Source organism: Amycolatopsis thermoflava N1165 (assembly GCF_000473265.1).
Lineage (GTDB): Bacteria > Actinomycetota > Actinomycetes > Mycobacteriales > Pseudonocardiaceae > Amycolatopsis_E > Amycolatopsis_E thermoflava.
On sequence record NZ_KI421511.1, the window covers coordinates 442,613 to 454,060 of the forward strand.

Sequence of the window (11,448 nt, forward strand, 5' to 3'; positions counted from 1 at the left end):
TGTCTACCGCACCCCCGTCGCGCGCGGCTCCAGGTGCGCCCGATCGTGTGCGTGTGCCGAAAAATCCGAAACATTTGCCGATCATCAGGCGGCACCCCATTCAGCGACAACGGTTGTCGACGCTGAATTCCGTCCGTAGCTTCGGATCCGCGATCCCCGATGTCCGAAGGAGAAGCCGTGTTCAATTCGAAGAAGGTTTCCGGTTTCCTGGCCGCTCTGGCCGCGCTGGCGAGCTTGATCGTCATGACTCCGTCCGCCGCGGCGGCGGACAAGTTGCACGCCGAATACCTGTATTGCCCGGGCGGTGGAATCGGCTGCACCGATTGGCGACTGTACTTCGACGTTTCGGTGGACCGCGTGGATTCGGATACCGTCAGGTTCTCCGGCGTCTGGGAGCCTCGATTGTGCAATGGCACGGTTGGTGGCAACGGCCAGATCCGCATCTACTGGAAGACCTCGGAACCAGAGCGTCAGTACCGGAATCTGCAGGAATGCACCGACAAGAACCGCGAACTGACCCGGCACGTGACTCTCCAGCCGGGCGGCTACATCGAGTTCCAGGTCTGCGGCTGGGGCGGGTTCATCCCGTCGGAAGGCTGCGGAAACTGGGTCCGCTCGGAACGGCTGTGACCCGGCGCCCGCGCTGAGGTGCCCGGCGTTCTAGATGTTCGTCGGGCAGGGGCCGGTCGCGGCGGTGGCCGGGGCCGGCTCGAAGGCCTGCACCGGTGTCGTGCAGCCGGTGGGCACCAGGTGGTCGTCCTGCTGCACATAGGTCACCCAGTACAGCGGGGCGAGCGCGAAGCTGGGCTCGTACGTGCTCTGCCGCACCGCGGCGTCCGGCAGGCCGTCGGCGTTGAGGTCCCGCACGTCGGCCGCGACGCCCTCCACCGCGGTGTCCGCCGTGATCTTCGTGTCGACCCGCAGGGCCGCGACGGCGGCGGAGTGCGCGCCGAACTCGAACGCGACGGAACACCGCCCCGCGCCGCACAGCCCGGCCGTCACCCGCTCGTAGGGTTGCCCGTCGCTGCCGCGGACCTGGGTCGTGTCGACGAGGTTCGCGCCCTCCCAGTACGCCAGCACGTTGCCGCCGACTCCGTGCAGCCCGTCGAGCCGGTGCCCGCCGGGCAGCGCGGCGGAGAACACCGTCTCGCAACCCTGTTCGCAGCCCGGCACCACCGGCGGCGGCCCGGCAACCGGCGGTGCCGCGGGCCTCGTCATCTCAGCGGCCGATGGGATCGCCAACGTCAAGACGCCCAGCAAAGCCAGCATGCAGCGGCGAAGCCCCCTCTTCATGTGCTCCATTGTCACCCGTTCCGGGCGGGGCCTGCATGGCGGTGCGCCGGCGGAAGCTGCTCGCCGCGGTGCCGGCGTATCACCGACGCTGGGATCTGCTCGACGACCTGAACGGCCAGCGGCGGCCGGTTGGTAGGCTCACCTTGGTGCCGGCCCGGCTCGGCGCCTCGGGGGTGGGGCCCGCCGACCCCGGGACATCCCGGGGGAACCGCAGATCCGGTCTGCCAACGGTCCCTACCAGTGACCTTGTTCGTGCTGGTAGGGAGGACTGCGTGGAGTCTGTGACCAACCCCGTGGACCCGGATGTGGATGTGTGCGGGCCCGCCGGGCGGCGGGAGGTGCGCCCGAGTCCGTGGCCGGTGCTGGCGGTGATCTCCGCCGGTGGTGTCCTGGGTGCGCTGGCCCGCTACGGGCTCCAACAGGCCTTCCCGCACCGCGCCGAGCAGTTCGGGTTCGCCACCTTCGGCATCAACGCGGCCGGCTGCCTGCTCATCGGCGTGTTGATGGCCCTGATCACCGAATTGTGGCCCGGGCGGCGGCTGCTGCGCCCGTTCCTCGGAGTGGGTGTACTGGGCGGGTTCACCACCTTCTCCACCTACGTCGTCGACATCCAGCAGGCCCTCGCCGCCGGGGCCGCCCGCACCGCGCTGGCCTACCTCGCCGCCACTGTCCTGGCCGCGCTGCTCGCGGTCTGGACCGGCGCGACACTGACGGCCCGGGCGCTGCAACGGCGCCCCCGAACACCCCGGAAGGCGGGTGCGGCCCGATGAAACTCCAAGGCCCCGCGCTGCGGCTGACCATCTTCATCGGCGAGACCGATCGGTGGCACCACAAACCGCTGTTCACCGAGATCGTGCACCGCGCCCACCGGGCCGGGCTGGCCGGCGCCACCGTACTGCGCGGGATCGAGGGCTACGGCGCCTCCAACCACGTGCACACGGCCCGGATCCTGTCCCTGTCCGACGACCTGCCGGTGGTGATTCTCATCGTCGACGACGAAACGCGGATCAGGGACTTCCTGCCCACCCTGGACGAACTGATCGGCGAGGGGCTGGTCATCGTCGAACCGGTCGAGGTCATCCGCTACGTCGGCCGCGATCGGGCGGTCAGCCGATGACTGTGCTGCTGGTGGCCCTCGGCGCCGCGGTCGGCGCCCCGCTGCGCTACCTGACCGACCGCGCCATCCAGGCCCGCCACGACACCGTGTTCCCCTGGGGTACCTTCGCCGTCAACATCACCGGCTCGGCGATCCTCGGTTTCCTCACCGGCCTCCCTGCCGACACGGCACTCGCCGCGCTGATCGGCACCGGGTTCTGCGGCGCGCTGACCACCTACTCCACCTTCAGCTACGAAACCCTGCGCCTGGCCCAAGAACGGGCCCGCTTCTACGCCCTGGCCAACGTCGCCGGCAGCATCGTCGCCGGACTCGGCGCCGCCTACACCGGCCTCGCGCTGGCCCAGGCGATCACCGCCTGAGCTCCGCCCCCGTGACGCCGACCGGCGTGCTGATGGTGCGTGGTGGTGGCCTGCCGGCGTCAACGAATCGTCAATAGCTCGCGTGGTGGCGTCTGGAATCCGTCCTGCTCCGCCTGCAATTGCCTGCTGGATGCTGGACTGTGGTGGTGCGCGCGTCAGCGATCTTCACCCGGCCTCTGTCCGGCGGGTTCGGCTTCCCCCTCGGTTTCGCCGTCGGGGTTGTCGTTGCTGTCGCGGCGGTCGCCGCCGGGGCCACGAGTCACCCTGCCGGGGCGTTGATCGCGTTCACGGTGGCCGTCGCCGGGGTCGCCGCGGTGACCACGCCCGGAGCTGCGGTGGGAACCGCGGCGGTGTGCTGGGCCCTGGACAGCGGCTTCGTGCTGGGCAGGCAGGGTGGCCTGGTGTTCACCGGGGCGGCACTGCAGGCGGCGGTTGCGCTGCTGATGGCCGCGGTCGTGGTGGCGGTTCTGGCGCGGGTTGTGCGAAGGTCGGGCCGATGGGGCAGGGCCTGATCAGCGGATGCCGCGCCGCACGTCGCCGGGCAGGCGGTCGGCTCGTTCGAGGTCACGGCGCGCGCTGGAGTGCAGTTGCCAGGGCACGCTGACCACCATGACACCGGGTTCGAACAGCAGTCTGCCCTTCAGGCGCAGGGCGCTCTGGTTGTGCAGCAGGTTCTCCCACCACCGGCCGACCACGTATTCGGGGATGTAGACGCACACCACGTCGCGGGGGCTGTCCCGGCGCAGGTTCTTCACGTAGTTCACCAGCGGCCGGGCGATCTCGCGATAGGGCGATTCGAGAACCTTCAGCGGGACCTTGATGTCGCGTTCCTCCCAGATGCGCTGCAGCTCGCGGGTCTCGCTGTCATCGACGTTGATGGTGATCGCGGTCAGCGTGTCGGGATGGGCGGCCTTGGCGAAGGCCAGCGCCCGTTGGGTGGGCTTGTGCAGCGTCGAGGCCAGGACGAGGGCGTGGATCCTGCTGGGGAGCAGCATGCCGGCCTCGTCGGGCGCGAGTTCCTCCTTGACCCGCTGGTAGTGGCGGTGGATGGCCCGCATCAGCAGAAACAGCACGGGAATCGCGATGACCACGAGGTAGGCGCCGCCGGTGAACTTGGTGGCGAGCACGACCACCAGCACGATGCCGGTGAAGCAGGCGCCGAAGGCGTTGATCGCCCGGCCGCGCCGCATCCGGATCCGGTGCGTCCGGTCCGTCGCGCCGGCCAGTTCCCGGTTCCAGTGCCGGACCATGCCGGCCTGGCAGAGCGTGAACGAGGTGAACACCCCGATGATGTAGAGCTGGATCAGCCTGGTGGTGGAGCCGTCGAAGGCGTAGATGAGCGCACCGGCGATGACGGCCAGCGCGATGATGCCGTTGGAGAAGGTCAGGCGGTCACCGCGGGTGTGCAGCTGGCGCGGCAGGTAGCGGTGTTGCGCGAGGATCGAGCCGAGCAGCGGGAAGCCGTTGAACGCGGTGTTGGCGGCGAGGATCAGGATCAGCGCGGTGGCGGCCTGCATGTAGTAGAAGAACACGCTCTGGTCGCCGCCGAAGACCGCCGCAGCGATCTGCGCGATGACGGTGCGCTGCGCTTCGGTGTTGCAGTCGCCAGGGAAACCGATTAGGTCGCACGTGTTTTCGGCGACCCGGGTGTGTGTGATCAGGGCCAGCGCGGTGATCCCGCTGAACATGACGATCGACAGGATGCCCATCGCGCTCATCGTGCGCGCGGCGTTGAGGCCCTTGGGCTTGCGGAACGCGGGCACGCCGTTGGAGATGGCCTCGGCGCCGGTGAGCGCGGTGCAGCCGGAGGAGAACGCGCGCAGCACGAGGAAGGCCAGTGCCAGCCCGGACAGGCCGACGTGCTCGGGGCGGATGTCCCAGCCGGCGCTTTCGGCGACCGGCGTGTTCCCCGCGACGGCACGGCCCAGTCCGATCGTGATCATCACCAGCACGCCGGCGATGAACAGGTAGGTGGGCACCGCGAAGGTGCGGCCCGACTCCCGGATGCCGCGCAGGTTGATCGCCGCCAGCACGACGATGAACCCGACGTTGATCACGACCCGGTAGGAGTTGAGTTCGGGCACGGCCGAGATGATGTTGTCCACGCCGGCCGAGACGGACACCGCGACGGTGAGGATGTAGTCGACCAGCAGCGCACCCGCGACGACCAGGCCCGCCGACGGGCCGAAATTGCGGGAAACGACCTCGTAGGAGCCGCCCCCGCTGGGATAGGCCTGCACCACCTGGCGGTAGGACAGGACGACGACCGCGAGCAGCACGACGACCGCCAGCCCGATCCACGGCGTCAGGTGCAGGAACGCGGTCCCGCCGAGCGCGAGGATCAGGATGATCTCCTGCGTCGCGTACGCCACCGAGGACAGCGGGTCGCTGGCGAAGATCGGCAGCGCGAGGCGCTTGGGCAGGAGTTCGCCGTGTAGCTGGTCGCTACGGAACGGACGGCCCACGACGAGTCGTTTGAGCACGGAGCTCGGAGATCCCACGCCCGCAGCGTAGGCAGTCCTGATCGCCCATACGGCCGAGCGAAGCGTTTAGATCTCGTCAAAATACCTGCTCACCGACGCTCACGTGCCGGGCAGCCGCCGGCGCGGGGCTGTTGACGGTGATCGGGTGCGCCGAGCTTCAACGTCGCGTGCAGTCGGCCCCGCTGGTGCTGCGCAAGGTCCGGGGGCGAGCCACTCGACGACGCCGCCGACAGCACCACCGCGAGGCGCGCCGCCGTGTGCCCTCGGCGATCGGCGCGGCCGACCGGCGCAGCTCACCGTTGACTCGTCTCTCATCTTGTGGCAATACTATCCGCACAACGACAGGGATTACCACTGTATGGAAATCTGCAAGGAGGCAGAATGCGGATGTCGGTGCTGGGGCTCGGCGAGGCCGGGACGCTGTATGCGGCCGGCCTTGTCGCGCGCGGGTGGACCGTGGCGGGGTACGACCCCGCCGACAACGCGACGCCGGCGGGGGTGGAACGCGCGGACACTCCGGAGGAGGCGGTCCGTGACGCGGACGTGGTGCTCAGCCTGGTGGGCGGGCGCGCCGCGGTCGAAGCCGCGCAGTCGGTCGCGCAGTTCCTGCCGCCCGCGGCCGTGTACGTGGACATGAACGCGGCCGCGCCCGAGGTCAAGCGCACGATCGCGGGAATGGTGGGCGAGAGCCGGTTCGCCGACGTGGCGGTGATCGGGCCGGTGCCCGCCCTCGGCGCCGCCACCCCGGTGATCATCAGCGGTCACGCCTCCGCCCGGGCCGCCGCGACCTTCGAGCAGCTGGGTGCGCGCGTGGACGACATCGGGGGAGCACCCGGTGCGGCGTCGGGCCGCAAGTTGCTGCGCAGCACCTTCATGAAGGGCCTGGGCGCGCTGATCGTGGAATCGGTCCTGGCGGGTCGCGCGGCGGGCGCGGAGGACTGGGTTCGTGAGCAGATGGCCCGCGAACTGTCCGGCGGAGACGCGGCGGTGAACCGGCTGCACGACGGCACGCTCAAACACGCCGCCCGGCGCGCTGGTGAAGCCGACGCGGCCGCGGCGCTGCTCGATTCGCTCGGGGTGCTGCCGGTGATGACCCGCGCCACCGCGGAGGTGCACCGCGGCCGCGCGGACGCCGCGCTCGCCCCGGCCGAGGACCTGTGGCCGGAGTTCGAGGGACTCGCCGTCGCCAACATCGGCGACGCACGCGATCGTATGGGCATGCTCGATGGCGGAATCCGCGCCCTGTGGAAGGGCGCTCGAGTGGTCGGGCGCGCCCGCACGGTGTGGGTGCCCCACGGCGACAACCTGGCGGTGCACCGGGCGATCGCCTGCTCACGGCCGGGTGACGTGCTGGTCGTCAACGGTGGCGGCGACACCAGCCGGGCGCTGCTGGGCGAGCTGATGGCCGAGCGCGCCAAGCGCCGCGGGGTCCGGGGCATCGTGGCCGACGGGGTGCTGCGCGACGTGAGCGAACTGGAGAAGATCGGCTTCCCGGCGTGGGCCCGCGGCGCCTGCCCGGCCGGACCGTACAAGAACGGCCCGGGCCAGGTGGACGTGCCGGTCGCGGTCGGCGGGGTGGTCGTGCGGCCCGGCGACGTGGTCGTCGGCGACGACGACGGCGTCATCGTGATCCCCGCGGCCGAGGCCGCGGCCAGCCTCCTCGGGGGCCGCGCCGTGGAAGCCGACGAGGCGCAGCGCCGCGCCGCGATCCTCGCCGGGACCGCGTGATGGCCGGGGTGTGGGCACTGCTCGCGTTCGTCGCGGTGATCATCGTGTGGAACGCGGTGTTCAAGCGCAACATCGGTGAGGCGATGATCCTCGGGTTCGTGGCCGTGTGCGGGTTCGCGGTGTTCGGCGGCACCGAGGACGGCGGATCCGCGTGGTCGGCCATCGAGCACGCGGTGGTCGACTCGATGCAGGAGGAGGTCACCTTCGCCGGGCTGGCCTTCGTGTTCATGTCCTACCTGCTGGCCAAGACCCCGGTGCTGGACAAGCTGATCGACCTGCTCAACTCCGTCCTCGGGCGCCTGCGTGGCGGCCCGGTCTACACGGCGACCGTCGCCGGGGGCATCTTCGGTGCGATCGCCCACGTCGGCGCCGCCGTCACGGCCGCGGTCGGTTCGGTGACCGTGCCGTGGATGAAACGGTCCGGCGTCAAGCCCGAACTGGCCGCCACCGTGGTCGCCGGCGGCGCCGGGATGGGCGTGACGTTCCCGTTCTCGGCCACCATGTTCATCCTCGTCGGCGGGCTCGCCGCGCAGGGCATCATGCAGGCCGACGAGATCGTCAAACCCCTCGCCATCGCCGGACTGTGGTGCCTGGGCTACCGGATCGTGCTGTCGTGGTTCCTGATCCGGCGCAACGGCATCGAACCGATCGCCGAGAGCGACCGGATCCCGTTCGGCCGCAGCCTGCGTTCCGGATGGACCTCATTGCTGCTGTTCCTGCCGATCCTCGTCCCGCTGCTGCTCACCCGCGGCCCGGTCGCCGAAGCGCTGGGCACCTACTCCGGCGTCGGCGAGGCACTGAAGAAGCCCGTCGCACTCGCCGACGGCACCAAACTGCCCGCGCAGCCCTACTCGATGCCGGACGTGATCAGCCTGATCACCTGGATCCCGGTGCTGATGATCGCGCTGGTGCTGTTCCTCGGCCGCAAGCACCTGCCCCGCACCGCCTCCGGGTGGTGGTCGGTCATCGGCAAGGCGGCGCCGTCCTTCGGCGTCATCGGCATCACCATCGTCGCCGCGTTCTCCGCCTCCAACGTCCTGGCCGACCTCGGCCTCGCCGGGCAGCTGGAGACCGTGCTGTCCGGGCTCGACGCGCCCGCGTGGATCATGGCCATCGCGATCGGCGTGATCATCGTGGCCATCGCGATCCCGCTCACCGCGAGCGCGACCATGGCCGCGGTGGGGCCCGTCGCGGTGGCCGCCCTGGCCGGCGCCGGCGTTCCCGCACCGATCGCCGCCGCCGCGGTCCTGATCTTCGCCTCGACCGAGGGAGCGTCGCCGCCCTCCGGCGCGCCGATCTACGTCGCGGCCGGCATCGCCCGGGTCGACCCGGTCAAGACCTTCCTGCCCCTGCTGAAGTACTACTGCCTGCCCATCCTCGCCCTCGGTGTCGGCATCGCCGTCGGTGTCCTCCCCGTCTGACGCCGAAACGGAAGGAACAGACCCATGAGTTCAACGATGAACCAGATCACCTCCCGTCCGAACCGGACAGTCCGGATCGCCACCTTCCTCTTCGCCCTCACCGTCGTGTTCTTCCTCCTCGCCGGACTGGCGATCGTCGTCGGGCAGATCGCCACTCTCGCCGCGGGCGAAGCCACCGCCGCCCGCCACTGGGCCGCGGCCGTCGCTCCCTACGCGTTCGGGGGCGCCTCCGTCGCCGGGTTGCTGTCCTTCGCCCTCTCCTACCGCAAGCAGGACCCCGACCGTGACTGACCACCGCATGGACGTGCCCACGTATGCACAGCTGCGTGGGCACGTCCCGCCCGGCTCCAGCTGGGGCGTCTTCGAGCACGACCCCGAACGCGGCATGGCCAACTTCGCCGGTCCCGCGCAGGTTCTCGACGCGCTCGCCTGCGTCAGGCGCGGCGCGGTCTTCAGCCTCGACCACGCCCTCGACGCGTTCGACCCGCCGATGGCGCGGGCGCGGAAAGCGCGGCGCCACGAGCTGCTTTCCGCGCACGCCGAGGCTCGCGACGACGTGCTGCGCGAGTTCTATCTGCAGGCCACCTCGCAGGTCGACGGTCTGCGGCACCGGCGCGCGTCCGGGTACGGCTTCTACAACGGGGTGCCCGATGACGACATCCGGGCGGGGCGGCCGGCGCTCGGTGTGCAGCGCTGGGCCGAGAAACCGATCGTCGGACGCGGCCTGCTCATCGACGTGGCCGGACTTCTCGCCGCCGAGGGTGCGCCGCTGGACCACCGGCATGGTCCCGCGCTGGACGTGGACGTCCTCGACCGCGCGCTGCGCGCCCAGGGCGAACGCGTACGTCCCGGGGACCTGGTGCTGGTCCACACCGGGTGGGCGCGCTGGTTCCTCGACGCCGGACCCGCCCTGCGCGCCGAAGTCCGCGAGGCCCGCCGCGCCACCGGCTTCCGGCAGACCCACGACCTGCCGGAGTGGCTGTGGGACCACCAGGTCGCGTTGTTCGCCACCGACACCTTCGCCGTCGAAGTCCTGCCGGTCGCCGCCGACACCTTCTTGGCCGGCGCGCCCGAGGACGCGGGCATGATGCACCAGGAGCTCATCGCCAAGCTCGGCGTGCCCCTCGGGGAGCTGTGGAACCTCACCGGCCTGGTGGCCGACAGCCGGGTCCACGGAAGGTGGGACGCGCTCGTCACCGTCAAGCCCCTGCACCTCGTCGGCGGGGTGGGCTCGCCGCCCAACGCCACCGCACTCCGGTGACTGTGCTCACTGTGTGGGAAGATGTGGCTCATGGCCGAGCCGGACAAACCCGCGACGAGCATGCGCTCGCTCGAGCGGGCCATCGACATCCTCGAGGTCATCGACTCGAGCCAGCACGCCCTGCGGCTGACCGAGATCGCCCGGCGGGCCGGGCTGCCGGTCGCCACCACCCAGCGCATTCTCGGGGTGCTCGAGGCGCGCGGCCGCGTCGAACGGGATGCCAACGGGTACCGGCCCGGGGTCGCCCTGATCTTCGGAGCGCACGCCTACCTCACGACGAGTCCGCTGCTGACCGCCGCCCGCCCGATCCTGCACGACCTCGCCGCCGCCACCGGTCTGACGGCGTCCCTGTTCAAGCGGATCGGCTGGTCCCGCGTGGTGCTCGCCCGCGTCGACGGCGCCAGCCCGCTGCGCTACGAACTGCCCATCGGCGAACGGCTGCCCCTGCACCTCGGCGCGGGCAAGGCCCTCACCGCGCAGTTGACCGACACCGAGCTGACCGAGTTCCTCGAGCAGCTCGGGAACCTCGGTCACCCGGACCGCGGTCCCGTCGACCACGACGACTTCCTGGCCGAGCTGAAGACCATCCGGGACCGCGGATACTCCCAGGCTCGCGGTGAGCGCGAACCCGGGATGGCCTCGGTCGCCGCCGCCGTGCCCGACCCGGCAGGCGCCACCGCCGCGGTCCAGGTGACCGGCACCTTCGCCGACATCCCCGAAGACCGAGTCGCCGAACTCGGTGTGGAACTCCAGCGCGCGGCGCTCGCGATCGCGCGCCGCATCTCCTGAGCCGGAGAGCCGGCAGCACGAGCCATTTGGTCATCCCACCGCCGCTGCGGGGTTATCGCGCTCGGTCGCGGATCACGGCTTTCAGCGCCTGTGCCACGGTGGCCACGGCGGGGTGACCGGCCGTGCCGCGCCGGCGGCTGACCGAGATCTGCCGCGTGCCGTGGGCCACCGAAGTGGCCACCAGGTGCGACAGTTCGGGCGGCACGGCCAGCCGTGGCACGATGGTGACCCCCGCGCCGGCCTCGACCAGGCGTGCCATGTCGCCGAAGTTGTCGATCCGGTGGGCGATCTGGGGTGTGAAGCCGGCGGCCCGGCAGTTGTGCAGCAGCGAGTCGATCGACGGGGCGCCCTCCGCGGCCGCTATCCAGTCGGCTTCGGCCAGCGCGCGCAGGCCGTCGCGCTCCACCCCGGCGTGCGCGGGCGGTGGCGCCAGCAGCACCAGCGGGTCGGCCGCCAGGAACTCCGACTCCAGACCGTCGGGCAGGGTCTGGCTGCGGAACGAGTAGTGGTAGGTGATCGCCAGATCCGCCTCGCCCGCCCGCAGCGCGTTGAGCGCAGGCTCCTTGATCGCGGTGACCAGCCGCAGCTTCACGTCCGAGTGCCGCAAGCGGTCCAGCACGGGGCGGGCGAGCGCCATCAGCGCGGTGCGGAACCCCACCAGGGTCACCGTCCCGGACGTGCCCTCCCGCGCGGCCGCGACCGCGCTTTCGGCCTCGTCCAGCGCCTGCAGCACCTTCGCGGCGTGCCGGACCAGCACCTGCCCGGCGTGGGTCAGCCGCAGCACCCGTCCGTCGCGGCGCAGCAGCGTGCTGCCTGCCTCCTGCTCCAGCGCCCGCAGCTGCTGGGACACCGCGGAGGTCGTGATGCCGTGCAGCTCCGACACCGCGCCGAGCGTGCCGTGTTCGGCGAGGTCGCGGATCAGCAGCAGCCGCCGGACGTCGTACATTCCCACAGCCTGGAACAACCTTGGGCGCTTGTCGACGCTTCCCACATAATG

General features: G+C 70.9%; 13 protein-coding genes. 10 read left to right on the forward strand and 3 right to left on the reverse strand.

Features of this window, described 5'->3' with window-relative positions; genetic code table 11:
* The first annotated feature begins 177 nt into the window (after positions 1 to 177).
* Positions 178 to 630, forward strand: a complete 453-nt coding sequence (locus AMYTH_RS0102205; RefSeq protein WP_027928936.1) for a hypothetical protein — start codon at positions 178 to 180, stop codon at positions 628 to 630.
* A 30-nt stretch (positions 631 to 660) separates the two neighbouring features.
* Here AMYTH_RS0102205 and AMYTH_RS0102210 read toward each other — a convergent pair whose 3' ends face one another.
* Positions 661 to 1,293, reverse strand: a complete 633-nt coding sequence (locus tag AMYTH_RS0102210) for a hypothetical protein (protein WP_228684543.1) — start codon at positions 1,291 to 1,293, stop codon at positions 661 to 663.
* A 272-nt stretch (positions 1,294 to 1,565) separates the two neighbouring features.
* On the opposite strand from AMYTH_RS0102210, the gene AMYTH_RS0102215 reads away from it, so the two are divergent.
* From AMYTH_RS0102215 to AMYTH_RS48560, 4 genes are all read left to right on the forward strand, one after another.
* The gene (locus AMYTH_RS0102215) at positions 1,566 to 2,063 is read left to right on the forward strand and encodes a fluoride efflux transporter FluC (protein ID WP_027928938.1); all 498 of its coding nucleotides are present in this window, start codon (positions 1,566 to 1,568) and stop codon (positions 2,061 to 2,063) included.
* On the forward strand, positions 2,060 to 2,410 hold the full coding sequence (locus AMYTH_RS0102220) for a DUF190 domain-containing protein (RefSeq protein WP_027928939.1): 351 nt from the start codon (positions 2,060 to 2,062) through the stop codon (positions 2,408 to 2,410). Before AMYTH_RS0102215 ends, AMYTH_RS0102220 begins: the two co-directional genes overlap by 4 nt.
* Positions 2,407 to 2,769 (forward strand): fluoride efflux transporter CrcB, encoded by a 363-nt coding sequence (gene crcB, locus AMYTH_RS0102225; protein WP_027928940.1) that lies wholly within the window; start codon positions 2,407 to 2,409, stop codon positions 2,767 to 2,769. The genes AMYTH_RS0102220 and crcB overlap by 4 nt, the downstream gene beginning before the upstream one ends.
* A gap of 146 nt (positions 2,770 to 2,915) precedes the next feature.
* On the forward strand, positions 2,916 to 3,281 hold the full coding sequence (locus AMYTH_RS48560) for a hypothetical protein (RefSeq protein ID WP_157360492.1): 366 nt from the start codon (positions 2,916 to 2,918) through the stop codon (positions 3,279 to 3,281).
* Here AMYTH_RS48560 and AMYTH_RS0102235 read toward each other — a convergent pair whose 3' ends face one another.
* On the reverse strand, positions 3,282 to 5,270 hold the full coding sequence (locus AMYTH_RS0102235) for an APC family permease (protein WP_027928941.1): 1,989 nt from the start codon (positions 5,268 to 5,270) through the stop codon (positions 3,282 to 3,284).
* Positions 5,271 to 5,633: 363 nt separating this feature from the next.
* Between AMYTH_RS0102235 and AMYTH_RS0102240 the strand changes: the two genes are divergently transcribed.
* Genes AMYTH_RS0102240 through AMYTH_RS0102260 form a run of 5 tightly spaced genes read left to right on the forward strand, consistent with a single transcriptional unit; the run spans position 5,634 to position 10,451 of the window.
* Positions 5,634 to 6,980, forward strand: a complete 1,347-nt coding sequence (locus AMYTH_RS0102240) for an RraA family protein (RefSeq protein ID WP_027928942.1) — start codon at positions 5,634 to 5,636, stop codon at positions 6,978 to 6,980.
* Positions 6,980 to 8,401: a TRAP transporter large permease subunit gene (locus AMYTH_RS0102245; protein ID WP_027928943.1), complete on the forward strand. Its 1,422-nt coding sequence runs from the start codon at positions 6,980 to 6,982 to the stop codon at positions 8,399 to 8,401. The genes AMYTH_RS0102240 and AMYTH_RS0102245 overlap by 1 nt, the downstream gene beginning before the upstream one ends.
* A 24-nt stretch (positions 8,402 to 8,425) precedes the next feature.
* On the forward strand, positions 8,426 to 8,692 hold the full coding sequence (locus AMYTH_RS43425) for a hypothetical protein (protein WP_148085745.1): 267 nt from the start codon (positions 8,426 to 8,428) through the stop codon (positions 8,690 to 8,692).
* Positions 8,685 to 9,662, forward strand: a complete 978-nt coding sequence (locus AMYTH_RS0102255; protein ID WP_209440727.1) for a cyclase family protein — start codon at positions 8,685 to 8,687, stop codon at positions 9,660 to 9,662. The genes AMYTH_RS43425 and AMYTH_RS0102255 overlap by 8 nt, the downstream gene beginning before the upstream one ends.
* 30 nt (positions 9,663 to 9,692) lie before the next feature.
* Entirely contained in the window at positions 9,693 to 10,451 is a 759-nt protein-coding gene (locus tag AMYTH_RS0102260) for an IclR family transcriptional regulator (RefSeq protein ID WP_027928945.1), read from the forward strand.
* 52 nt (positions 10,452 to 10,503) lie between these two features.
* Here the strand turns inward: AMYTH_RS0102260 and AMYTH_RS43430 are convergent, their stop codons facing one another.
* The gene (locus tag AMYTH_RS43430) at positions 10,504 to 11,397 is read right to left on the reverse strand and encodes a LysR family transcriptional regulator (protein WP_037322151.1); all 894 of its coding nucleotides are present in this window, start codon (positions 11,395 to 11,397) and stop codon (positions 10,504 to 10,506) included.
* Positions 11,398 to 11,448: the final 51 nt, after the last annotated feature.

Coding starts and splice junctions, on each gene's coding strand:
- AMYTH_RS0102210 (WP_228684543.1), bottom strand. CDS start 1,293: ATGAAGAGGGGGCTTCGCCGCTGCATGCTGGCTTTGCTGGGCGTCTTG.
- AMYTH_RS0102220 (WP_027928939.1), top strand. CDS start 2,060: ATGAAACTCCAAGGCCCCGCGCTGCGGCTGACCATCTTCATCGGCGAG.
- crcB (WP_027928940.1), top strand. CDS start 2,407: ATGACTGTGCTGCTGGTGGCCCTCGGCGCCGCGGTCGGCGCCCCGCTG.
- AMYTH_RS0102240 (WP_027928942.1), top strand. CDS start 5,634: ATGCGGATGTCGGTGCTGGGGCTCGGCGAGGCCGGGACGCTGTATGCG.
- AMYTH_RS0102245 (WP_027928943.1), top strand. CDS start 6,980: ATGGCCGGGGTGTGGGCACTGCTCGCGTTCGTCGCGGTGATCATCGTG.
- AMYTH_RS43425 (WP_148085745.1), top strand. CDS start 8,426: ATGAGTTCAACGATGAACCAGATCACCTCCCGTCCGAACCGGACAGTC.
- AMYTH_RS0102260 (WP_027928945.1), top strand. CDS start 9,693: ATGGCCGAGCCGGACAAACCCGCGACGAGCATGCGCTCGCTCGAGCGG.
- AMYTH_RS43430 (WP_037322151.1), bottom strand. CDS start 11,397: ATGTACGACGTCCGGCGGCTGCTGCTGATCCGCGACCTCGCCGAACAC.